Annotated in this window: 18 protein-coding genes and 1 tRNA gene; 9 read left to right on the top strand and 10 right to left on the bottom strand. The window is 71.0% G+C overall.

All coding sequences use genetic code 11. The features are described from left to right. Nucleotides 1-62: 62 nt before the first annotated feature. The 6 genes from ACZ64A_RS12020 (at nt 63) to ACZ64A_RS11995 (ending at nt 6962) form a co-directional block, all read left to right on the top strand. The gene (locus tag ACZ64A_RS12020; RefSeq protein WP_469809889.1) at nt 63-551 is read left to right on the top strand and encodes a hotdog fold thioesterase; all 489 of its coding nucleotides are present in this window, start codon (nt 63-65) and stop codon (nt 549-551) included. 636 nt (nt 552-1187) lie between these two features. Further along, nucleotides 1188-2423 (top strand): branched-chain amino acid ABC transporter substrate-binding protein, encoded by a 1236-nt coding sequence (locus ACZ64A_RS12015; RefSeq protein WP_469809888.1) that lies wholly within the window; start codon nt 1188-1190, stop codon nt 2421-2423. A 122-nt stretch (nt 2424-2545) separates the two neighbouring features. After that, complete coding sequence (locus ACZ64A_RS12010; RefSeq protein WP_363267071.1) at nt 2546-3478, top strand: branched-chain amino acid ABC transporter permease; 933 nt, start codon at nt 2546-2548, stop codon at nt 3476-3478. A gap of 5 nt (nt 3479-3483) precedes the next feature. Further along, nucleotides 3484-5310, top strand: coding sequence for a branched-chain amino acid ABC transporter permease (locus tag ACZ64A_RS12005; RefSeq protein WP_469809887.1), 1827 nt, complete (start codon nt 3484-3486; stop codon nt 5308-5310). Nucleotides 5311-5316: 6 nt separating this feature from the next. Next, complete coding sequence (locus ACZ64A_RS12000) at nt 5317-6249, top strand: ABC transporter ATP-binding protein (RefSeq protein ID WP_469809886.1); 933 nt, start codon at nt 5317-5319, stop codon at nt 6247-6249. After that, a complete protein-coding gene (locus tag ACZ64A_RS11995; RefSeq protein ID WP_469809885.1) occupies nt 6246-6962 on the top strand; it encodes an ABC transporter ATP-binding protein in 717 nt (238 codons plus the stop codon). The genes ACZ64A_RS12000 and ACZ64A_RS11995 overlap by 4 nt, the downstream gene beginning before the upstream one ends. 74 nt (nt 6963-7036) lie before the next feature. Here ACZ64A_RS11995 and ACZ64A_RS11990 read toward each other — a convergent pair whose 3' ends face one another. After that, complete coding sequence (locus ACZ64A_RS11990) at nt 7037-7690, bottom strand: ANTAR domain-containing response regulator (RefSeq protein ID WP_361635311.1); 654 nt, start codon at nt 7688-7690, stop codon at nt 7037-7039. Nucleotides 7691-7790: 100 nt separating this feature from the next. Here ACZ64A_RS11990 and ACZ64A_RS11985 point away from each other — a divergent pair. Continuing rightward, nucleotides 7791-7865, top strand: a tRNA-Leu gene (locus ACZ64A_RS11985). Nucleotides 7866-7974: 109 nt separating this feature from the next. Here ACZ64A_RS11985 and pyk read toward each other — a convergent pair. Both pyk and ACZ64A_RS11975 read right to left on the bottom strand, forming a co-directional pair. Beyond that, nucleotides 7975-9411, bottom strand: coding sequence for a pyruvate kinase (pyk, locus tag ACZ64A_RS11980; RefSeq protein WP_469809884.1), 1437 nt, complete (start codon nt 9409-9411; stop codon nt 7975-7977). A gap of 185 nt (nt 9412-9596) precedes the next feature. Continuing rightward, on the bottom strand, nt 9597-10310 hold the full coding sequence (locus ACZ64A_RS11975; protein ID WP_469809883.1) for an SIMPL domain-containing protein: 714 nt from the start codon (nt 10308-10310) through the stop codon (nt 9597-9599). 163 nt (nt 10311-10473) lie between these two features. On the opposite strand from ACZ64A_RS11975, the gene ACZ64A_RS11970 reads away from it, so the two are divergent. Next, nucleotides 10474-12279, top strand: coding sequence for a bifunctional metallophosphatase/5'-nucleotidase (locus tag ACZ64A_RS11970; RefSeq protein WP_469809882.1), 1806 nt, complete (start codon nt 10474-10476; stop codon nt 12277-12279). A gap of 65 nt (nt 12280-12344) precedes the next feature. On the opposite strand, the gene ACZ64A_RS11965 is transcribed toward ACZ64A_RS11970, so the two are convergent. From ACZ64A_RS11965 to ACZ64A_RS11940, 6 genes are all read right to left on the bottom strand, one after another. Continuing rightward, nucleotides 12345-13754, bottom strand: coding sequence for a lysine N(6)-hydroxylase/L-ornithine N(5)-oxygenase family protein (locus ACZ64A_RS11965; protein WP_469809881.1), 1410 nt, complete (start codon nt 13752-13754; stop codon nt 12345-12347). Beyond that, entirely contained in the window at nt 13751-15124 is a 1374-nt protein-coding gene (locus tag ACZ64A_RS11960; protein WP_469809880.1) for a pyridoxal phosphate-dependent decarboxylase family protein, read from the bottom strand. Before ACZ64A_RS11960 ends, ACZ64A_RS11965 begins: the two co-directional genes overlap by 4 nt. 387 nt (nt 15125-15511) lie before the next feature. Next, nucleotides 15512-16336 (bottom strand): NmrA family NAD(P)-binding protein, encoded by an 825-nt coding sequence (locus tag ACZ64A_RS11955; RefSeq protein ID WP_469809879.1) that lies wholly within the window; start codon nt 16334-16336, stop codon nt 15512-15514. Nucleotides 16337-16446: 110 nt separating this feature from the next. Next, nucleotides 16447-18936: an aminopeptidase N gene (pepN, locus tag ACZ64A_RS11950; RefSeq protein WP_469809878.1), complete on the bottom strand. Its 2490-nt coding sequence runs from the start codon at nt 18934-18936 to the stop codon at nt 16447-16449. A 153-nt stretch (nt 18937-19089) separates the two neighbouring features. Further along, nucleotides 19090-19638, bottom strand: a complete 549-nt coding sequence (locus tag ACZ64A_RS11945) for a response regulator (protein ID WP_469809877.1) — start codon at nt 19636-19638, stop codon at nt 19090-19092. A gap of 136 nt (nt 19639-19774) precedes the next feature. Continuing rightward, a complete protein-coding gene (locus tag ACZ64A_RS11940) occupies nt 19775-20143 on the bottom strand; it encodes a chorismate mutase (protein ID WP_361635337.1) in 369 nt (122 codons plus the stop codon). Between the two features lie 125 nt (nt 20144-20268). Here ACZ64A_RS11940 and ACZ64A_RS11935 point away from each other — a divergent pair, with 125 nt between their 5' ends. Beyond that, complete coding sequence (locus ACZ64A_RS11935; protein WP_469809876.1) at nt 20269-21165, top strand: hypothetical protein; 897 nt, start codon at nt 20269-20271, stop codon at nt 21163-21165. A gap of 19 nt (nt 21166-21184) precedes the next feature. Here ACZ64A_RS11935 and ACZ64A_RS11930 read toward each other — a convergent pair whose 3' ends face one another. Next, nucleotides 21185-23629, bottom strand: coding sequence for a polysaccharide lyase 8 family protein (locus ACZ64A_RS11930; RefSeq protein ID WP_469809875.1), 2445 nt, complete (start codon nt 23627-23629; stop codon nt 21185-21187). Nucleotides 23630-23698 lie beyond the last annotated feature (69 nt).

Here is a 23698-nt window from a genome sequence, read left to right as displayed (position 1 = left end):
AGGGCTCAGGCGTCCGCCTGAGCCGGCAAGGACGTGTCACGACGACGAACGGAGCCGGGCCCATGGGCGAGCAGCACCACGTGAAGTTCCCGCAGGAGGTCCTCGACGAGTACGCCGCACTCGGCATCGACCTGCCGGCCCTCTTCTCCGCGGGACACCTCGGGACGCGCATGGGCGTGCAGATCCTCGAGGCCTCCGCCGAGCGGGTCGTCGGCACGATGCCGGTGGAGGGCAACACCCAGCCCTACGGCCTGCTGCACGGCGGAGCGTCCGCGGTGCTCGCCGAGACGCTGGGCTCGGTCGGCTCCATGCTGCACGGCGGCAGCACCAAGATCGCCGTCGGCGTCGACCTGAACTGCACGCACCACCGCGGGGTGCGTTCCGGGCTGGTCACCGGCGTGGCGACGCCCGTGCACCGGGGCCGCTCGACCGCGACGTACGAGATCGTCATCTCGGACGAGCAGGGGCGGCGCGTGTGCAGCGCACGGCTGACCTGTCTGCTACGCGACGCCAACCCCGGCGACGCGGCCGCCGGCCGCCCGTCCGACTGACCGGACCACCAACGCGCCCGACTGGCGTGCCGATCCGTCCACGCACACCAACCCCCCTCCCCCGCACCCCCGTTGAACCCAAGCCGTCCCTCCCGTCCGCCGGGAGGGGCGGCTTCGGCTTTTTCCGGGTGCATCACGGACAAAGAAGCCGCTTCCCCCGCGCAAGATCACGTTCACCCCCGCACCCCCCAATGCGGAAATCTGGCGAGGAACCCACGATTCCTTTTCCTGATCCGTAACCGTGCGTAATGCGGACGCAATAAACGATCACTCTTTCCTCTTGATCATCTTCAGGAGCCCACCTCGGCACAACTGCCGTCAGTGGCCCATGGCAACGATTCCCGGTAATCAGCAAAAACGCCGAGACACCTGAACGCACCCCGGCCGGTCCTGCGGATTCTCAGAATCCGGACGGGGCGAATCGGCCCGAATTCCGCTGTTCCCCCCACGCTGCACCGCTCTGCATTACGTCGTGTCATAACAAGAGCGTCACAGCATGGGACAGACTCTCCTCCACGTTCCCCACACACGCTTAGAGTCACCGCCAGTCACCGCGCCGTCGGATTGCCACTTCGGCCCAGCGCTCGACTCAGCCGTTTCCACGGGGATTCGGCTGTGCCAGGGAAAGGACTGATCGTGCGTCAACGTTCGCTCATCGCCATCACCGCCGCGCTGGCGGCGGGAGCACTGACCCTCACCGCCTGCGGCTCGCGTGACAAGGACGGTGGCTCGGACTCCGGGAACGGCGGCGGCACCAAGGTCGTCATCGGCGTCGACGCGCCCCTCACGGGCGACCTGTCCGCGATCGGCCTCGGCATCAAGAACTCGGTCGACCTCGCCGTCAAGCAGGCCAACAAGAACAAGGCCGTCGACGGCATCACCTTCGAGACGCAGGCGCTGGACGACCAGGCCCAGCCCTCCTCCGGGCAGCAGAACGCCACCAAACTGGTCGCCAACAAGGACGTCCTCGGCGTCGTCGGCCCGCTGAACTCCTCCGTCGCCGAGTCCATGCAGAAGGTCTTCGACGACGCCAAGCTGGTCGAGGTCTCCCCCGCCAACACCAACCCGTCGCTCACCCAGGGCACCAATTGGGCGAGCAGCAAGACCCGCACGTACAAGTCGTACTTCCGCACCGCGACCACGGACGCCGTCCAGGGCCCGTTCGCCGCGCAGTACGTCTTCAACAAGGCCAAGAAGAAGAAGGTCTTCGTCATCGACGACAAGAAGACCTACGGCGCCGGCCTCGCGGGCACCTTCACCACGGAGTTCAAGAAGCTCGGCGGCACCATCGCGGGCACCGAGCACATCAACCCCGACGCCAAGGACTTCTCCGCGGTCGCCACCAAGGTCAAGAACTCCGGCGCCGACGTCGTCTACTACGGCGGCGAGTACCCCCAGGCCGGCCCGCTCAGCAAGCAGATCAAGGCCGCGGGCGCCCAGGTCCCGGTCGTCGGCGGCGACGCCATCTACGACCCCACCTACGTCAAGCTCGCCGGCGCCGCCAGCAACGGCGACCTCGCCACCTCCGTCGGCGCCCCGCTCGAAGAGCTCCCCTCCGCCAAGCAGTTCCTGGACAACTACAAGGCGGGCGGCTACAAGGAGGCCTACGGCGCGTACGGCGGTTACGCCTACGACTCCGCCCAGGCCATCATCGAGGCCGTCAAGAAGGTCGTCGCCGACAACAACGGCAAGCTGCCCTCCGACGCCCGCGCCAAGATCACGGAGGCCATGCAGAACGTCTCCTTCGACGGAGTGACCGGCAAGGTCTCCTTCGACCAGTACGGCGACACGACCAACAAGCAGCTCACGGTCTACGCCGTCCAGAACGGGGCCTGGAAGACCGTGGAGTCCGGCACCTACAACGGTGGCTGACCCCCACCTCCCGCACCACCCATGAGCCGCGCGGGGCGCTGTTCCATCTGGCGCCCCGCGCGGACTCACATCCGGACATCCGGCACATCCGTCGAACATCCGAACGTCTCGGAGGACATGCGGTGAACGAACTGCCGCAGCAGCTGGTCAACGGCCTGCTACTGGGATCCATGTACGGGCTGGTCGCCATTGGCTACACGATGGTCTACGGCATCGTCCAGCTCATCAACTTCGCCCACGGCGAGATCTTCATGACCGGGGCCTTCGGCGCCCTCACGGTCTACGCCTACGTCCTGCCCGACGGGACGAGCATGTGGATAGCCCTCCCCCTCATGCTGATCGGCGGCATCATCGTCGCCGTCCTCGTCGCCGTCGCAGCGGAACGATTCGCCTACCGGCCCCTGCGCACCGCTCCCCGACTGGCGCCCCTCATCACCGCCATCGGCCTCTCCCTCGCGCTGCAGCAGGCCGTCTGGGCCTGGTACCCCGAGGCCAAGTCCGCCCGCACCTTCCCCCAGATCGAGGGCGGCCCCTTCCACATCGGCAGCGTCACCATCCAGACCGGCGACATCTTCCTGCTGATAGCCGCCCCGCTGAGCATGGCCGTCCTGGCCTACTTCGTCATGAAGACCCGCACCGGCCGCGGCATGCAGGCCACCGCCCAGGACCCCGACACCGCGAAGCTGATGGGCATCAACACCGACCGCATCATCGTGATCGCGTTCGCCCTCGGTGCCGCCTTCGCCGCCGTCGCCGGAGTCGCCAACGGCCTCAAGTACGGCCAGATCGACTTCAAGATGGGCTTCATCCTCGGCCTCAAGGCCTTCACCGCGGCCGTCCTCGGCGGCATCGGCAACATCTACGGCGCCATGATCGGCGGTGTCGTCCTCGGCGTCGCCGAGACCATCGCCGCCGCCTACATCTCCGACCTCCCCGGCATGGACAAGTTCGGCAGCCAGTCCTGGGCCGACGTCTGGGCCTTCGTACTCCTCATCCTTGTTCTGCTGCTCAGGCCCCAGGGCCTGCTCGGCGAGCGCGTCGCGGACAGGGCGTGACACCGATGACCACACAGACCACCGCACCCGAAACCCCCAGCGCCCCCACCGCCGGAACGCCCAGCGGCCTCATCGGCATCCCGGCCGGCCTCGGCCGCGCCCTCGCCACCGCCGGCGGCGCCCTCACCGTCGTCGCCACCTTCCTCGCCTGGACCTGGACGGCGGACTTCCCCGGCGACCTCACCGTCTACGGCTACCCCGGCGGCCTGCAGGTCCTCGTCCTCATCGGCGGCATCCTCACCACGGTCCTCGGCCTCGCCTCGTACGACGTGAAGTACCTGCGCTGGCTCGTCCCCGCCGGCGCCGACGCCGCCCTGAAGTTCGCGGCCCTCGCCACCTTCGCCACCGCCTGGTACACCGTCATCTCCATCAGCTACGAACTCGGCGGTGTCGTCAACCTCGAACCGGGCGGCTACATCGTCGCCGTCACCACCCTCGTCGCCCTCCTCGGCGCCCTCGCGCTGCCCTTCCAGCGGCCCGAGCCCGACCTCATCGACCCCGACGACAACGGCTGGGAGCACTTCAAGAACCGCGCCGCGCATAGCCGGGCCACCCTCAAGGCCGCCTTCGCCGGAGGCACCGCGCGCCCCGCGCCCAAGCTCCCCGCGTTCGCCGAGATCCTGGTCATCGTCGCCGTCCTCGCCGTCGCCCTGATCGTCTTCACCTACGGCATCGGCACCGAGTACGACGAACTCTTCGTCGGCTTCCTCATCACCGCCGGCCTCGGCTTCGCCGCCCTCGCCAAGGCCGGGCTCGTGGCCCACGCCTCGGAGATCACCGCGCGGCACCAGAACATCACCATGGTCGGCGCCTTCGTCACCGCCGCCCTGTTCCCGTTCACCCAGACCGACGACCAGTACGCGACCCTCGGCGTCTACATCCTCATCTTCGCCACCGTCGCCCTCGGCCTGAACATCGTCGTCGGCCTCGCCGGCCTCCTCGACCTCGGCTACGTCGCCTTCCTCGGCGTCGGCGCCTACGCCGCGGCCCTAGTCTCCGGCTCCCCCAGCTCGCCGCTGCACGTGCACTTCCCGTTCTGGGCCGCCGTGCTCGTCGGCGCCGCGGCCTCCCTCGTGTTCGGCGTCCTCATCGGCGCCCCCACCCTGCGGCTGCGCGGCGACTACCTCGCCATCGTCACCCTTGGCTTCGGAGAGATCTTCCGCATCACCGTCAACAACCTCGACGGCACCTCCGGACCGGACATCACCAACGGCTCCAACGGCATCTCCTCCATCCCCAACCTGAACATCCTCGGCTGGGACCTCGGCGCCGAACACACCATCGCCGGCTTCACCATCGGCCGGTTCGCCAACTACTTCCTGCTGATGCTGCTCATCACCGCCGTCGTCGTCCTCGTCTTCCGGCGCAGCGGCGACTCCCGCATCGGCCGCGCCTGGGTCGCCATCCGCGAGGACGAGACCGCAGCCCTCGCCATGGGCATCAACGGCTTCCGCGTCAAGCTCATCGCCTTCGCCGTCGGCGCCTCCCTCGCCGGACTCGCCGGCACCGTCCAGGCCCACGTCACCTACACCGTGACCCCCGAGCAGTACCAGTTCGCCGGCCCCATCCCGCCCAACAGCGCCTTCCTGCTCGCCGCGGTCGTCCTCGGCGGCATGGGCACCATCGGCGGCCCCCTCATCGGCGCCTCCCTGCTCTACCTCATCCCCAACAAGCTGCAGTTCCTCGGCGACTACCAGCTCTTCGCCTTCGGCGTCGCACTCATCCTCCTGATGCGCTTCCGCCCCGAAGGCCTCGTCGCCAACCGGCGCCGGCAGCTCGAATTCCACGACGAGGCCGACGCGCCCGCAGTCCTCGGCAAGACAGGGGCCTGACACAAGATGACCACCCAGACCATCACCAGCGGCGAGACCGTCCTCGACGCCCGCGGCGTCACCATGCGCTTCGGCGGCCTCACCGCCGTACGCGGCGTCGACCTCACCGTGGGCAGCGGCGAGATCGTCGGACTCATCGGCCCCAACGGCGCCGGAAAAACCACCTTCTTCAACTGCCTCACCGGCCTGTACGTCCCCACCGAGGGCGAAGTCCGCTACAAGGGCAACGTCCTGCCGCCCAAGTCCTTCAAGGTCACCGCCGCCGGCATCGCCCGCACCTTCCAGAACATCCGCCTGTTCGCCAACATGACGGTCCTGGAGAACGTCCTCGTCGGCCGCCACACTCGCACCAAGGAAGGCTTCTGGTCCGCCGTCCTGCGCGGCCCCGGCTTCCACAAGGCGGAGAAGGCCTCCCGCGAACGCGCCATGGAACTCCTGGAGTTCGTCGGCCTCGCGAACAAGGCCGACCACCTCGCCCGCAACCTCCCCTACGGCGAGCAGCGCAAGCTGGAGATCGCGCGCGCCCTGGCCAGCGAGCCCGGCCTGCTGCTCCTCGACGAGCCGACGGCCGGCATGAACCCGCAGGAGACCCGCACCACCGAGGAACTCGTCTTCGCCATCCGCGACCAGGGCATCGCCGTCCTCGTCATCGAGCACGACATGCGGTTCATCTTCAACCTCTGCGACCGCGTCGCCGTCCTCGTCCAGGGCGAGAAGCTCATCGAAGGCGACAGCGCCACCGTCCAGGGCGACGAACGCGTCATCGCCGCCTACCTCGGCGAACCCTTCGAAGGCGACCCCGGCGAAGCCGAAGCCGCCCGCGTCGAAGCCGCCGAGGCCCAGGCCGCCGACACCACGCAGGCCCGGGCCGCCGACACCGACGAGGCCACCGCCGAGCCCACGACGGACGCCGCGCCCGGCAAGGAGAACGACCGATGACCGCACTGCTCGAGGTCGAGGACCTCCGCGTCGCCTACGGCAAGATCGAAGCCGTCAAGGGCATTTCCTTCACGGTCGAGGCCGGCGAGGTCGTCACCCTCATCGGCACCAACGGCGCCGGCAAGACGACCACCCTGCGCACGCTCTCCGGCCTGCTCAAGCCCGTCGGCGGCCAGATCAAGTTCAACGGCAAGTCGCTCAAGAAGGTCCCCGCCCACCAGATCGTCTCCCTCGGGCTCGCCCACTCCCCCGAAGGGCGGCACATCTTCCCGCGCATGACCATCGAGGACAACCTCCGCCTCGGTGCCTTCCTGCGCAGCGACCGGCCCGGCATCGAGAAGGACATCCAGCGCGCCTACGACCTCTTCCCCATCCTGGGCGAACGCCGCAAGCAGGCCGCAGGCACCCTCTCCGGCGGTGAGCAGCAGATGCTCGCCATGGGCCGGGCCCTGATGTCCCAGCCCAAGCTGCTCATGCTGGACGAGCCCTCCATGGGGCTCTCCCCCATCATGATGCAGAAGATCATGGCCACGATCGCCGAGCTGAAGTCCCAGGGCACGACGATCCTGCTCGTCGAGCAGAACGCCCAGGCGGCGCTCTCCCTCGCCGACCAGGGCCATGTCATGGAGATCGGCAAGATCGTGCTGTCCGGCACGGGACGCGACCTCCTGCACGACGAATCGGTCCGCAAGGCCTACCTCGGCGAGGACTGAGGCTCCCCCGCTCCGCACACGACGAGGCCCGCGCCCCCTCCCCGGGGACGCGGGCCTCGCCCGTACGACCGTGGTCAGCCCTTCGCGGCCTTCTTCTCCTCGGCGTCCTGAATGACCGCCTCCGCGACCTGCTGCATCGACATACGGCGGTCCATCGACGTCTTCTGGATCCACCGGAACGCGGCCGGCTCGGTCAGCCCGTACTCCGTCTGAAGGATCGACTTCGCCCGGTCCACCAGCTTGCGCGTCTCCAGACGCAGCGTGAGGTCGGCGACCTCCTTCTCCAGCGTCTTCAGCTCCGTGAACCGCGAGACGGCCATCTCGATCGCCGGAACGACATCACTCTTGGAGAACGGCTTCACCAGGTACGCCATCGCCCCCGCGTCCCGCGCCCGCTCGACCAGGTCGCGCTGCGAGAACGCGGTCAGCATCAGCACCGGCGCGATGCCCTCCTCGGCGATCTTCTCGGCCGCGGAGATGCCGTCGAGCTTCGGCATCTTCACGTCCAGGATCACGAGGTCCGGCTGGTGCTCGCGGGCGAGCTCGATGGCCTGCTCGCCGTCGCCGGCCTCACCGACGACGGAGTAGCCCTCTTCCTCGAGCATCTCTTTGAGGTCGAGCCGGATCAGGGCCTCGTCCTCGGCGATGACGACACGGGTCGTCAGCGGAGGCACGTGCGACTTGTCGTCGTCGGTCACGTCAGCGGGCTGGGGCGACTCGGCGGTCACAGGGGCTCCTCGTTCAGGGCAGGGGTACTGCTGACAAGAGCCTACCTAGCTGCGGTAAGGTGGGTGCGCGGAGGGTCAGGGATGACCTTTGATTCTGCGAGCCCCGGTAGCCCAATTGGCAGCAGGCAACGGATTCAAAACCCGTACAGTGTCGGTTCGAGTCCGACCCGGGGCACTTTTCCTTGGTTTCCAAGGTCAGTGATTCCAAGGTCGAAAAAGAAAGGGCCCCTCGGCGAGGGGCCCTTTGCATTGCGCGGGGCTGGCGTCCCGGCGCCGACTGCCCGCTATTTCGGGCTGTCGTCCTCGCCGATGTGGTGGACTCGGACCATGTTCGTCGAGCCGGAGACTCCGGGCGGGGAGCCGGCCGTGATCACCACCACGTCGCCCTGTGCGCAGCGGCCGTACTTGAGCAGGAGTTCGTCCACCTGGTCGACCATCGCGTCCGTGGAATCCACGTGGGGGCCGAGGAAGGTTTCCACGCCCCAGCTCATGCTGAGCTGGGAGCGGGTGGCCGGGTCGGGGGTGAAGGCGAGGACCGGGATCGGGGAGCGGTAACGGGAGAGGCGGCGGGCCGTGTCGCCGGACTGGGTGAAGGCGACGAGGAACCTCGCGCCGAGGAAGTCGCCCATCTCGGCCGCCGCGCGGGCGACGGCACCGCCCTGGGTGCGGGGCTTGTTGCGTTCGGTGAGCGGGGGGAGGCCCTTGGCCAGCATGTCCTCCTCGGCCGCCGCGACGATCTTGGCCATGGTCCTGACCGTGTCGACGGCGTGTTTGCCGACGCTCGTCTCGCCCGAGAGCATGACCGCGTCCGCGCCGTCGAGGACGGCGTTGGCGACGTCGCTGGCTTCCGCGCGCGTCGGGCGAGAGTTCTCGATCATGGAGTCGAGCATCTGGGTCGCGACGATCACCGGCTTCGCGTTGCGCTTGGCGAGTGTGACGGCGCGCTTCTGGACGATGGGGACCTGCTCGAGGGGCATTTCGACGCCGAGGTCGCCGCGGGCGACCATGATGCCGTCGAAGGCGGCGACGATGTCGTCGATGGCCTCGACCGCCTGAGGCTTTTCGACCTTGGCGATGACGGGGAGGCGGCGGCCTTCCTCGTCCATGATGCGGTGGACGTCGAGGATGTCCTTGCCGGAGCGGACGAAGGACAGGGCGATGACGTCGAAGCCGGTGCGCAGGGCCCAGCGCAGGTCGTCCTCGTCCTTCTTGGACAGGGCGGGGACGGAGACGGCGACGCCGGGCAGGTTGAGGCCCTTGTGGTCGGAGATCACGCCGCCTTCGACGACGCGGGTGCGGACGCGGGGGCCGTCGACGTCGATGACTTCGAGGCAGACCTTGCCGTCGTCGACGAGGATGCGTTCGCCGGGGGCGACGTCGTCGGCGAGGCCGTGGTAGGTGGTGCCGCACTGGTCGTGGTTGCCTTCGGCGCCGTCTTCGACGGTGATGGTGAAGGTGTCGCCGCGTTCAAGGAGTACGGGTCCTTCGGTGAAACGGCCGAGGCGGATCTTCGGTCCCTGAAGGTCGGCGAGCATGCCGACGCTGCGGCCGGTTTCGTCGGCCGCCTTGCGCACGCGGTGGTAGCGCTCCTCGTGCTCGGCGTGGCCGCCGTGGCTGAGGTTGAACCGGGCGACGTCCATTCCGGCGTCGACCAGGGCTTTGATCTGGTCGTACGTGTCGGTGGCGGGGCCCAGGGTGCAGACGATTTTTGCTCGGCGCATGAGTCGAGCCTATGACTTACCGGCGGGTAGAGAATTGGCCGGGGGTGACTACTCAACAACCTTTGAGTGAAGCGCTCTTGACAAGTGTTGAATTGTGCGCCGGGGCGCTCCGATGAGCACGTGGGGGTCATTCTTTCGGGTGGTCCGGCCGTTTTTTCGAATGCCGGAATTCCCGAATGCCACGGTCACAGGCGGGGCGGGACCATGGTGAAGCGTGCGTTGATCTGGGCGCGGACGTGCTGGCGCTGGGGTTCGAGGTCGAGCGGCGGGGCGGCGGCGGGTTCGGCGGGGCCGGCGTAGGCCGCGGACCGGGCACGGCCGCCGGGGGCCGCGGGGTAGGGCGGTGCGGTGCTCTCGGCGCCGATGTCGGCGAGTTCCACGAGGGCGGCGAGGGTGGTGCCGAGCGCTTCGGCGTATTCGCGGGCGCGCTGGACGGCGGCCTGGACGGCCTGGGTGCGTGCGGCGCGGTGGACGGGTGAGCCGGGGCGCAGGGACCACCAGGGGCCGTCGACGCGGGTGAGGTCCAGGTCGGCGAGGCGGGTGGTGAGTTCGCCGAGCGCGGTGAAGTCGGTGAGTTCGGCGGTGAGATGGACGGCGCCGTGGTAGGTGCGGACGCGTTCGCCGCGGCCCTTGTGGTCGAGTTGGGGGGTGAGGGTGAGGGCGCCGGTCTCCAGGCGTTCGACGGCGTCGCCGTAGGACTTGACGAGGTCGATGACGGTGGCGTTGCGGCGGGTGAGGTCCTCGAGGGTGGTGCGGCGGTCCTTGCCGCGGGCCGTGACGGTGATGCCGATGCGGGCGATCTCGGGGTCGACTTCGAGGTGGGCTTCGCCGCGGACGGCGATGCGGGGGGCGTCGGGGGTGCCGTACGGGAGGGCGGCGGGCTCCTGAGCGGGTGTCATACGGCCACTGTGGCAGCTGTGGTCACCAGATCGAAACCTCCGGGGCCTGTTGCGTGCCGTCATGTGCGGGTCAGAATCTACGCGCGTTATCTACGCGCGTCGTTTTTGCGCGCGTGTCGTTGTGACCGTTCCGCGAGGACGTTCTGCGAGGAGAGGCAGGCCCATGGCGCTCAACCGCCGGAAGTTTCTGGAGAAGTCGGCCGCGACCGGAGCGGGGGTGGCGGTGGCCGGCGCGGTGTCGGCGCCCGCCGCTCAGGCGGCGCCCGCCGAGCGGCCCGGCCGGCACGAGAAGCGGTACGCGCTGACGGTGATGGGGACGACGGACCTGCACGGCCACGTCTTCAACTGGGACTACTTCAAGGACGCGCAGTACACCGACAAGGCGGGCAACGCGCAGGGGCTGGCGCGCATCTCGACGCTGGTGAACCAGATCCGCGCGGAGCGGGGCCGTGAGAACACCCTGCTGCTGGACGCGGGCGACACCATCCAGGGCACGCCGCTGACGTACTACTTCGCGAAGGTGGACCCGATCACCGCCCAGGGCGGTCCGGTGCATCCGATGGCGCGGGCGATGAACGCGATCGGGTACGACGCTGCGGCGCTGGGCAACCACGAGTTCAACTACGGCATCGAGACGCTGCGCAAGTTCGAGGAGCAGCTGGACTTCCCGCTGCTGGGCGCGAACGCGGTGGACGCGAAGACGCTGCGGCCGGCGTTCCCGCCGTACGTCATCAAGACGTTCCATGTGAAGGGCGCGCGTCCGGTCAAGGTGGCGGTGCTGGGGCTGACGAACCCGGGCATCGCGATCTGGGACAAGGCGTACGTGCAGGGCAAGCTGGCGTTCCCGGGGCTGGAGGAGCAGGCCGCGAAGTGGGTGCCGAAGCTGAGGTCGATGGGCGCGGACGTGGTGATCGTCTCGGCGCACTCGGGCACGTCGGGGACGTCGTCCTACGGTGACCAGGTGCCGTACGTGGAGAACGCGGCGGCGAACGTGGCGAAGCAGGTGCCGGGGATCGACGCGATCCTGGTCGGGCACGCGCATCTGGAGATTCCGGAGCTGAAGGTCGTCAACGAGCAGACGGGCAGGACGGTCGTGCTGTCGGAGCCGCTCTGCTACGCGGAGCGGCTGACGGTGTTCGACGTCGAGCTGGTGTTCCGGCGGGGCTGCTGGGAGGTGGAGTCGGTCGCGGCGTCGCTGCGCGACTCCAAGACCGTGGCGGACGACCCGCGGATCACGCGGTTGCTGACGGAGCAGCACGCCAAGGTGGTGGCGTACGTCAATCAGGTGGTCGGCAAGGCGACCGAGACCCTGACGACGGTGGAGGCGCGGTACAAGGACGCACCGATCATCGACCTGATCACGAAGGTGCAGGAGGACGTGGTCAAGGCGGCGCTGGCGGGGACGGAGTACGCGTCGCTGCCGGTGGTCGCGCAGGCGTCGCCGTTCTCCCGGACGTCCGAGATCCCGGCCGGGAACGTGACGATCCGGGACCTGTCGAGCCTGTACGTCTACGACAACACCCTGGTCGCGAAGCTGATGACGGGTGCGCAGCTGCGGGCGTACCTGGAGTACTCGGCGGAGTACTACGTGCAGACGGCGCCGGGTGCGCCCGTGGACGTGGAGCAGCTGACGAACGCGGGTGGGCGTCCGGACTACAACTACGACTATGTGTCGGGGTTCGCGTACGACATCGACGTCGCACAGCCGGCCGGGTCGCGGATCAAGAACCTGACGTTCGGCGGGGCGCCGCTGGACGATGCGCGGCAGTTCGTGCTGGCGGTGAACAACTACCGGGCGAACGGCGGCGGCGCCTTCCCGTTCGTGGCGTCGGCGAAGGAGTTGTGGTCGGAGTCGACGGAGATCCGGACGCGGATCGCGGAGTGGGTGACGGCGAAGGGTGTCCTGGACCCGAAGGACTTCGCGTCGGTGGACTGGAAGCTGACACGGAACGGCGTGCCGGTCTTCTGACGTTCGGCGGGGTGAGGCAGGGGCGGGCCGGCGGGTGCCGGCCCGCCCCTGTGTCGTGCGGTCGTTCAGCGGGGCTCGACGAGCGGGGTGAGGTTCTCGTGCGGGCGGCGGGCGGCCGGCACCTGGCCGGCCGGTGTGAGACCGAAGGTGGTGAAGGCGGTGCGGGCCGGCAGCGGGTAGGTCTCCTTACCGGTGACGGAGTTGAGGATGGTGGCGCTGCGCCAGGCGGCGAGGCCGAGGTCGGGGGCGCCGACGCCATGGGTGTGGCGTTCGGCGTTCTGCACGTGGATCGAGCCGGTGACGGACGGGTCGAGGACGAGGCGGTAGTGCTCGTCGATGCGGGGGCGGTCGCTGCTGTCGCGGCGCAGGTAGGGGTCGAGGCCGGCGAGCAGCTGGTCGAGGGGGCGTTCGCGGTAGCCGGTGGCGAGGACGACGGCGTCGGTGGTGAGACGGGTGCGGGTGCCCTGCTGGAGGTGTTCGAGGTGGAGTTCGACCTTGGTGGTGGCGAGGCGGCCGGCGGTGCGGACGCGGACGCCGGGGGTGAGGACGGTGTCGGGCCAGCCGCCGTGCAGGGTGCGGCGGTAGAGCTCGTCGTGGACGGCTGCGAGGGTGTCGGCGCTGATGCCCTTGTGGAGTTGCCACTGGGCGGCGACGAGCTCGTCGCGGACGCGTTCGGTGAGGGCGTGGAAGTAGCGGGTGTAGTCGGGGGTGAAGTGCTCCAGGCCTAGCTTGGAGTACTCCATGGGTGCGAAGGCGTCGGTGCGCCCGATCCAGGTGAGGCGTTCACGGCCGGCGGGGCGGTGGCGGAGCAGGTCGAGGAAGATCTCGGCGCCCGACTGGCCGGAGCCGACGACGGTGACGTGGTCGGCGGCGAGGAGGCTCGCGCGGTTCTCGAGGTAGTCGGCGGCGTGCAGGACGGGCACGCCGGGGGCGTCGGCGAGGGGCTTGAGCGGGTCGGGGACGTAGGGCTCGGTGCCGATGCCGAGGACGATGTTGCGGGTGTGGGTGCGCCCGAGGGCTTCGGCTTGGCCGTCGGAGTCGAGCTGGGTGTAGTCGACTTCGAAGACGTCGCATTCGGGGTTCCAGCGCACCGCGTCGACCTGGTGGCGGAAGTGCAGTGCGGGGAGGTGGGCGGCGACCCAGCGGCAGTAGGCGTCGTATTCGGTGCGCTGGATGTGGAAGCGCTCGGCGAAGTAGAAGGGGAAGAGCCGGTCCTGGGCCTTGAGGTGGTTGAGGAAGGACCAGCGGCTGGCGGGGTCGACGAGGGTGACGAGGTCGGCGAGGAAGGGGACCTGGATGGTGGCGCCGTCCAGGAGCAGTCCGGGGTGCCAGCTGAAGCCGGGGCGCTGTTCGTAGAAGGCGGTGTCGAGTTCGGTGAGCGGCTGGGCGAGGGCGGCGAGGGAGAGGTTGCTGGGGCCGATGCCGATGCCGACGAGGTCGCGGGGGGTGCCGGGGGTGGTGGGGGGCGGGGTCATCGGGGGGTGGTTCCTTCCACGAGTGCGTCCGCGACCAGGGTGAGGAGCGCGGCCAGGTCGCTGGTGCCGGTGCGGGGGTTGAGGAGGGTGGCTTTCAGCCAGAGGCGGCCGTCCATGCGGGCGCGGCCGAGCACGGCGCGGCCCTGGTGCAGCAGGGTGCGGCGCAGGGCGGCGACGGTGGTGTCGTCGGCGACGGTGGGGCGGAACAGGACGGTGCTGAGGGTGGGTGTGTCGTAGAGCTCGAAGGCGGGGTGGTCCTTGACGAGGGCGGCGAGTTCCTGGGCGAGGTCGAGGACCGTGTCGACGAGGGCGGCGAGGCCGTGCCGGCCGAGAGTGGTGAAGGTGGCGGCGATCTTCACTACGTCGGGGCGGCGGGTGGTGTGCAGGGAGCGGCCGAGGAGGTCGGGCAGGCCGGCGTCGGTGTCGTCGTCGGCGTTGAGGTAGTCGGCGCGCTGGTTCAGTGCGGTGAGGTCGGCGGGGTCGCGGACGGCGAGCACACCGGCGGGGACCGGCTGCCAGCCGAGTTTGTGCAGGTCGAGGGTGATCGTGTGGGCGGCGTCGAGGCCGGCGAGGCGGTCGCGGTGACGGTCGCTGAAGAGGAGTGCGCCTCCGTAGGCGGCGTCGATGTGCAGTCGGGCGCCGTGGGCGGTGCAGCGGGCCGCGATGTCGGGGAGGGGGTCGATGAGACCGGCGTCGGTGGTGCCGGCGGTGGCGGCGACGAGGTGCGGGCCGGGCAGTGCGGTGAGGGCGTCGTCCAGGGCGGCGGGGTCGAGGGTGCCGCCGGGCGCGGGGACGATCACCGGGTCGGGCAGGCCGAGCAGCCAGGCGGCGCGGGTGAGGGAGTGGTGGGCGTTCGCTCCGGTGAGCAGGCGCAGTCCGGGGCCGTGCCGTTCGCGGGCGAGGAGCAGGGCGAGGTGGTTGGACTCGGTGCCGCCGCTGGTGACGAGGGCGTCGGCGGTGCCGGCCTGCCGGGCGAGGGCCTCGGTGACGAGGGTTTCCAGGGCGGAGGCGGCGGGGGCCTGGTCCCAGGAGTCGAGGGAGGGGTTCAGGGCGGAGGCGGCGAGGTCGGCGGCGGTGGCGACGGCGAGGGGCGGGCAGTGCAGGTGGGCCGCGCACAGCGGGTGCGCGGGGTCGGCGGCGCCTTCGGCGAGGGCGGTGACCAGGGTGTGCAGGGCGGCCGGGTCGCCGTCGTCGGGCAGGATGTCGCCGAGGGCGTCCCGCAGGCGGGCGGTGACCTGCTGGGGACCGCCGGCGGGCAGCGGGCCGCCGCGGGCGCGGGTGCCTTCGGCGAGGGCGTCGAGGACGGTGTCGAGCAGGGGGCGCAGCGCCCCGGGACCGTCGGGTCCCGAGGCGAGGGGCGGCGCGCTCATGTCGATCCTCCGGGGGGCCGCGGGACGGGGCTTCCAGCTTGTACGCGGAAGGTTCGGGCACACCCGGAATATCCAACGATCGCCACCCTGAAGGGGGTACGTCCTTGCGGGGACGGCATGTTGGGGGTACGGGGCGGTGTCCTGCGACGGCGGAGGGGCCGGTGGGTCTGGCGGGACCGGTGAGCTGCCGGGGGCGGCTGGCCTGGCGGGGCGGGTGGGCCGCCCCGCCAGGCCTGGCAGGTCGGCAGGCCGGTGGGCCGCCGGGCGGGCGACGGGGCCTCGGTCCCGGCGGGGCCGACCGACCCGTTCGGGTGTGCCAGCCTGGCGGAGCCGACCCGCCCCGCGGAGCCGACCCGCCCGGCGGAGCCGCCCGCTGGGGCGGGCGGGTCAGGCTCGGAAGTCGGTGACGTGGTCGGTGGCCCACTCGGGGAAGGTGCGGGCGGCGGTGCCGGTGATCTTCTCGACGGTGGGGGTGATCTCCGGGGGCGTGCCGACGGTGTCGGCGAAGGTGCGCAGCAGCCGGTCGAGCATCTGCGGCGGCACGTGCGGGAAGAGTTCGGCGCCCGCCTCCTGCGGCGGGACCTCGACGAAGCGCAGGTCGCGGCCGACGGCCCGGCCGATGGCGGCGACCTGCTCGGCGTTGCTGATCGCCGCGGGACCGGTGAGGCGGTGCACGGCGCCTTCGTGGCCGGTGTCGAGCAGGGCGCGTTCGGCGACGGCGGCGATGTCGTCCTCGTGGACGGGCGCGCTCAGGCCGTCGGCGAAGACGCCGCGGACCGCGGTGTGTCCGGCGCGGACCTGGGGCGCGTACTGCAGGGCGTTGGTGGCGAAGGCGCCGGGCCGCAGGAAGGTGAAGTCCAGGCCACTGTCGCGCAGTTGCTGTTCGACGCGGGCGTGCATGACGTGGATGGGGTGGGTGGGGTCGTCGGCGCCCTCCTGGATGATGCTGGAGGACAGCAGGACGACATGGCGTACGCCGGCGGCCTGGGCCGCGGGGAGCAGCTCGGCGCTCTGGACGTACAGGAAGAGTTTGGTCACGCCGTCGAACAGGGCGCCGGGATCGTCGCCCGGGACGCGGACGACCTCGGCTCCCTCGGGCAGGGCAGCCCGTGCCGGGTCGCGGGTGAGCGCCCGCACGGGGGCGCCGGCGGCGAGCAGGCGGTGGACGAGGGCACGGCCGACGTTGCCGGTGGCGCCGGTCACTGCGATCACGGTGTTCTCCTGACGTTTCAGGGCTGATCGTCCTGGCCCTGTGAGCCTAGGAAGCGTGATCAGCCCCGCGCATCGTCGCCAGGGACCAGCCGTGCCCTACGTCCGCGGTCCTACTCCCCCGCCTCGCCCCGCACCCGCAACGCCCGTGCGAGGTCGTCGAGTTGGTCGGCGAGCTTGCGGCGCAGCGCCGGGATGGGCTCGGCGTCGCGCAGGCACTGCTCGCCGAGGCGTAGGGTCTCGGTGTCGACGGCGTGCACCGGGAACGCCCAGCGGCCGGCGGCGTCGGCCATGGCGGGGCCGCGCCGGGCGGCGACGGCGACCGCGTCGTCGTAGTAGCGCTCGACGAAGGGCCGTAGGAGGCCGGCCTGTTCGGGCTGCCAGAAGCCCTGTGCGGTGGCGATGAACAGGTAGTTGGACAGGTCGTCGCCGCCGAACATGGCCTCCCAGGCGCGGGCCTTCGCGTCCGCGTCGGGCAGGGCGGCGCGGCAGCGGGCGGCGCCTTCCTGTCCGGCGGCGGAGGGGTCGCGGTCCAGTTCGGCGGCGATGGCGGCCTCGTCGGTGGCGCCGAGGACGGCGAGCCGGGCCAGCACGCGCCAGCGCAGCTCGGGGTCGAGTTCGGGGCCGCCGGGCACGATGCCGTCGGCGAGCCAGTGGGCGATGGTGTCGGGGTGGGCGGCGGTGTCGATGTAGTGGCGTACGGCGATCAGGCGCAGCCCGGGGTGGTCGCCGTCCTCGGTGCGGCGGATGAGGTCACGGCACAGGTCGGTGAGGGTGGCCTGCGCGGCGGGCCGCTGTCCGGGGGAGACGTAACGGTCGGCGATCTGGCCGGAGGCGAAGGCGAGGACGCCCTGGACGAGGGCGAGGTCGCGCTCGTGCGGCAGGTGGGCGCGGGCCGTCTCCAGGTAGGCGCCGGGCGCCAGTTCGCCGTCGCGGACGGCGTCGCGCAGCGCGTTCCACACGACGGCGCGGGTGAGCGGGTCGGGCAGGCCGGCCAGGCCGGTGCGCACGGCGTCGAAGGAGTCGGCGTCGAAGCGGACCTTGGCGTAGGTGAGGTCGCCGTCGTTGAGGAGCAGCAGGGCGGGCTTCTTGCCGAGGGACTGCGGCCGGCCGAGCGGGACGTCGACCTCGACGCGTTCGCGCAGGGTGAGCCCGCCGTCGTCGGTGAGGTCCTGGTCGTACAGGCCGACGGCGATGCGGTGCGGGCGGCTGCCGGTGTGCTCGACGGTGAGCGTGCGGTCGCCGTTGCTGCCGCTGATGTGCGGGGTGAGGGTGTCGACTCCGGTGGTGCGCAGCCAGGCGTCGGCCCAGGCGTGGACGTCGCGGTCGGTGGCGGAGGCGAGGGAGTCGATGAAGTCGGCGAGGGTGGCGTTGGCGAACTTGTGCCGGGCGAAGTGGGTGTTGATACCGGCGAGGAAGTCCTTCTCGCCGAGCCAGGTGACGAGCTGGCGCAGCGCGGAGGCTCCCTTGGCGTAGGAGATGCCGTCGAAGTTGAGCAGCGCCGAGGCGGTGTCGGGGACGTGCTCGGGGGCGACGGGGTGGGTGGAGGGGCGCTGGTCGGCGTCGTAGCCCCAGGACTTGCGGGTGACGCCGAACTCGACCCAGGGCTGGGTGAAGCGGGTGGCCTCCAGGGTGGTCTGGTAGCCCATGTACTCGGCGAAGGACTCGTTCAGCCAGATGTCGTCCCACCACTTGAGGGTGACGAGGTCGCCGAACCACATGTGGGCCATCTCGTGGGCGATGACCATGGCGCGGGTCTGCCGCTCGGTGTCGGTGACGGCGGAGCGGTAGACGAACTCGTCGCGGAAGGTGACCAGGCCGGGGTTCTCCATGGCGCCGGCGTTGAACTCCGGGACGAAGGCCTGGTCGTAGGAGTCGAAGGGGTAGGGCTCGGCGAACTTCTCGTGGTAGCGGTCGAAGCACGCGCGCGTGATGTCGAGGATCTCCTCGGCGTCGGCGTCGAGGTAGGGGGCGAGCGAGCGGCGGCAGTGGATGCCGAAGGGCAGGCCGCGGTGTTCGGTGCGCACCGAGTGCCAGGGGCCGGCGGCGACGGCGACGAGGTAGGTGGAGATCAGCGGGGTGGCCGCGGCCTTCCAGCGGCCGTCGTCGAGGTGCTCGGTGACGCCGTTGGCGAGGACGGACCAGCCTTCGGGCGCGGTCACGGTCAGCTCGAAGACGGATTTGAGGTCGGGCTGGTCGAAGGCGGCGAAGACGCGCTGGACGTCCTCCATGAACAGCTGGGTGTAGACGTAGGTCTCGCCGTCGCTGGGGTCGGTGAAGCGGTGCATGCCCTCGCCGGTGCGGGAGTAGCGCATGGCCGCGTCGACGCGCAGCTCGTGCTCGCCCGCGGTGAGGTTCTTCAGCGGCAGGCGGTTGCCGTCGAGGGTCCCGGGGTCGAGGGGCTGTCCGTCCAGGGTGACGCTGCGCAGCTCGGCCGGCTTCAGCTCCACGAAGGTGTCCGCGTCCGTCCGGGCGGTGAAGCGGATCAGGGTGCGGGAGTCGAAGGTCTCGTCGCCGGTCGTCAGATCGAGGTCGATCGTGTACCGCCGGACGTCGAGGAGCTGGGCACGGGTCTGCGCTTCGTCGCGCGTGAGTACGGACATGCAGGACATGCTGCCTGATGGCACCGGCCTCGCACAGGGGCGGTTCGCTACGCGGCGTATGTCCCCCCGCGCGCGTGTGCGTCCCGTCGTACGCCTGTGTCCCTCTGTGCGCCCGCCCTGGCCGGGTGGGGTGCCGTACCGGCCTCGGTGCGCCTACCGGCCGAGGAGGTCGGTGGGGGCGGAGGGGCGTTCCGGGTCGCGCTGGCGTGGCAGGGCGGCCGGGCGGGGCTCGGGGCGGGGCAGCGGCGCCGGTCCGGTGCTGCCGGTGCCGGCCGGGCGGGCGCGCAGCCGGCGGATCTCGTCCTCCAGGGCGAGGCGGTGCTGGTGGCTGTCGTAGAGGTGACGGACCTGGGTGCGCAGCGTCCACGGGTCGACGGGTGTGCCAATGACACCGGCGACGCGGAGGTCGAAGGCGGCGGCCGCCAGTTCGGGGTCGGGGCGGAAGCCGGTGAGCAGGACGACGGGGATGTGCTGGGTCTGCTCCAGGCGGCGCATGTAGCGCACCACCTCCAGGGCGCCGGTGCCCGGTGTGCGCACCTGTAACAGGAGCAGCCCGACGCGGCCGCGCAGCAGCTGTTTGAGCGCCGCGTCGCCGCTGGTGGCCCGGCCCAGGCGGTAGCCGAGCGGGGCCAGGGTGCTCTCCAGGGCGTACGCAGTGCCCTGGTGGTCGTCGACGATGAGGATCTCGGCATCCGTCGGCATGGCCCGGCGTCCCTCCCACACGCTGAGGGGCCCAGCTTACGTCCGGGTGCTGACACGCGGTGCCGGTGGGATCACCTGCCGTGCACGCGGTGGCCGGATCGATGCGGTCGGGCCGGTGCTCCGGAGGCGGGCCGGATCAGTGTGCGGGGCCGGCGGCGGGGGTGGGGCCGGCCGTGCCGTTCGCGGTGTCCTCGGCGATGCGCTCGTGGTGGCGGATCACCTCGGCCACGATGAAGTTCAGGAACTTCTCGGCGAACGCGGGGTCGAGTTTGGCGCTTTCGGCGAGGCCGCGCAGCCGCTCGATCTGGCGGGCCTCGCGCGCGGGGTCGGCGGGCGGCAGCTGGTGGGCGGCCTTGAGGTGGCCGACCTGCTGGGTGCACTTGAAGCGCTCGGCGAGCATGTGGACGACGGCGGCGTCGATGTTGTCGATGCTGTCGCGCAGCCGGGACAGTTCGGCGCGGACGGCCGGGTCGACGTCACCGGTTCCGGTGTTGCTGATGGTCATGGCCGTCCACCCTAGTGCGTGCCGGGTGGCGCCCGACCAGCGAGGATCCGCCGAAGCCGGTCTGGCGGAGGTCCGGCCGGATCTGCGTACAGTGGAGGCGGGCTCGAGCGTCTTGGGGGTTGGGCGTGGGCAACGGCGGACCGGTCCGGCACGGCTACCCGCATCTGCAGACGGTGCGGGCCGCCGTCACCGCGCTGTACAAGCGCCTGTCCCGCGACACGATCGCCATGTTCGCGACGAGTGTGGCGCCGGTGGACGTGGCGTTCTGCGACACCGACGACCTGTATCTGGGGGCGCAGCGGGTGGCGCGCGAGCTGGTGCGGCACTACCGGCTCCCCGACGCGCGGCTGATCGTGTCCTTCCGCGAGATGACGCATGCGGCGAACGTCGAACTGACCGCGGGGCCGGAGTACTTCGTCGAGCTGAACGACCGGTTCCGTACGCATCGGCGGGACATCGGGGCGGCCCTGGCGCACGAGATCATGCATGTGTATCTGCACCGGCTGGACCTGGCGTTCCCGGGCACGCGTGAGAACGAGATCCTGACCGACACGGCGACGACGTACCTGGGCGCGGGCTGGCTGCTGCTGGACGCCTACCGGGAGGACGGGGCGTCCTCGCAGAAGCTGGGCTATCTCACGCCGGAGGAGTTCGGGTACGTGCTGGCGAAGCGGTCGCTGCTGTTCGGGGAGGACCCCTCGACGTGGTTCACCAGCGCGCGGGCGTACGAGGCGTACGGCGCGGGGCTGGCCCTGGCCCGCCAGGACGAGCGGCAGCCCCCGCTGACGGCGGCCGGCTGGGCGGGACGCCGGCGCTACGCGCGCGACCGGCGCCACGCGCAGGAGCACGCGCGCGTGGCCGCGCCGGACGGCGTGCCCTACCGCTTCACCCCGGACGGGCACGGGCCGTTGCGGGTGTCGTTCCCGTGCCCGACCTGCCATCAGCGGATCGGGGTGCCGGTGCGGGGGCGGGTACGCGCGCGGTGCGCGCTGTGCCGCACGGTGTGGGAGTGCGACACCTAGGGCCTGTCGTTCGAGGCGGCTAGCCGAGGGTGACCTTCGCGGTGTGTACGGCCCCGAGGGTGCCCGGGGTGATGCGCAGCGTCAGGGCGCTGCCGGTCGCCAGTACCTGCACCGTGGGGTCGGCCGACGTGACCGCGGACACCGGGCGGTCCCAGGTGACGTCGATGGCCGCGCCGTCGCGCAGCGGCCCGGAGACGCAGACGGTGGCCGTACCACCGCTGCGGCGGATCATGACGCTCGCCGGGGCGCTCGCGGTGACGTCGTGGACGGTGCCGGCGAGCCAGAAGTTGACGCCGGTGAAGCCGAGCGCGGGGGCGCAGACGCCCTGCTGGTCGCCGGTGTTGGCGAGCATCCTCAGCCGGCCGGCGTCGGCGGCGCGGGCGGCGGTCTGCCGGGCACTGGCACCGGGCAGGACCGCGTAGGCGTAGCCGGCCGCGGTCGGGTCGGTGCCGTGGTCCGTCCACAGGGTGAGGTAGCGGCGGGTGACGGGATCGGTGGTGCCGCCGGTGTTGATGGCGGACCAGGAGCCCGTGCGGGCCTCGCGCAGGGTCTGCAGGGCGGTGCCGCCGGGGAAGACGTAACCGCCGAAGCCGGCGAGGTGGGCCCAGCGGGCGCGGGGGAAGGTGGTGCGCAGGCCGAGGGTGGTGGGCTGGACGGTGCCGTCGACGGTGAGGGCGTGGGTGCCGCTCGCGCCCAGGTTGCGGTTGTCGACGATCGTCTCCGCGCCGGTTCCGTCCCGGCTCTGGATGCCGGCGCCGAGGCAGACGATCATGTCGTCGAGGAAGAACCAGGACTTCTTGGCGACCAGGGTGGAGGACAGGCCCTTGAGGTCTTGGCCGACGGCCGCGTAGGTGCCGTCGGTGGCACCGCCGACCCAGCGCACGTCGGGGCGTGCCGCGCCCCAGGCACCGCCCTCGCCGTCGGCGAGCGGCTTGCGGGAGACGGTGGTGCCGGGCAGCCGCATGGGGTCGACGGTGGCCCAGAAGCTGTCGCTGTACTGGCCGTTGCCGAAGGTGTCGCCCCACCAGTAGAGCATTCCGGAGCCGCTGTGCCAGCCGCGCAGATGCTCGCCGTTGCCGTTCTCGTAGTACGTGATCCGTTTCGAGGCCATCGAGACGCTCGCGGCCCAGCCGGGGCGGCGGTGCACGGCCCTGTCCATGCCGGGGAAGAGGCGGTGGCCGGTGGGTTCGGGGGCCGCGGCGGTCGTGGCGGAGTCGGCGATCGACTTCAGACGGGCGAGCTGGGCCACGTTCAGGGCGTCGCTGGTGAGGATCGGGCGGTAGGTGGCGCGGGTGATCCAGCCCTTGATCATGGCCTCCCAGCGGGTGCGTTCGGCCGGGGACGCGCTGCGGGCGAGCAGGGCGATGCAGGCGATGATCGCGTGGCCACGCAGGTGGTCGTCCTGGAGGACGCCGCGGGTGTCGCTCTTCTGCACGCCTCGGCTGACGGCGCGTCCGGAGACGTCGTCCATGGCGAGGCCGTTGAAGAGGAACGGCGCGTACGCCTTCTCGACGGAGTCGAGGATGACCTGCCGGCCCGGGTCGGTGACCGCCCAGGACGACCCTTCCAGCAGGGCGAACAGCAGAGACAGCCCGCCGAGCATGACCGCGCCGTAGGAGCCGGCGTAGGGGACGTAGGTGTGCTGGATGAAGCTGCCGTCGGCGTACAGGCCGTCGCCGGAGGTGACGTAGGGGAAGACCGGGCTGAGCGCGTCGCGGGCGAGGGCGATCTTGGCCGGGTCCTTGCCGAGGACGCCGCGCAGGGCGATCACCCGGCACAGGTCCACGCGGTTGGCGCCGGTGGAGGTGCCGGTGTACTGCGCGACGGCGCTGTCGGGCACGAAGTGGTCGACGGCCGCGGCGTAGTCGGCGATCCGGGCCGCGCCGAGGCTGTCGTACAGGTGGGTGGCGATGTCCAGCAGCGCCTGCGGGGCGCCGATCTGCCAGCTCCACCAGTTGCCGTGGCGGGCCTGTCCGGCGTTGTACGCCTCGGCGTGCAGGTGGTCGAGGCCCGCGACGATCTCGGCGAGCAGCGCGGTGTCGCCGGTGAGGCCGGTGCCGGGCTGGGCGTAGGCCTCGGTGAGGGTGCGCAGCCGGGTGTAACTCGTGGCCATGTTCCCGGAGTACGTGTACGACTCGCTGTCGGTGTCCGGGTCGGGGTCGGCGTACGGCAGGTCGGGCCACAGGGAGCCGGGCGCGGGGTTCATCGTGGCGCGCAGTCCGGCGGCGGTGGCGCCGAGCGCGGTGAGGCGGGTCGCGTAGGGGTCGGCGGCGGGGTCGAAGCCGGTGCCGAGCATGAGGCTGCGCCATTTCAGGCGGAGGGTGTCGTAGGGGTCTGCGGGGGTGGCGGGGGCTTCCGTGCTGTCGGTGGCTTGGGCGGTGGTGGGCAGGGCGAGGGTGAGGGGTGCGGTGGCGGCCGTGGCGAGGGCCGCGGTGAGGAGGGTGCGGCGGGAGATGCGGGGCATGCGGTGGTACCTCCGGGAGGGGGAGGGCTACTGCGGGGGTGGGGGGCGGCCTTGGTGAGGTGAAGCGGT

It is taken from the genome of Streptomyces sp. NPDC104814 (assembly GCF_055583185.1).
This window is presented reverse-complemented; position numbering and strand designations above follow the sequence as displayed.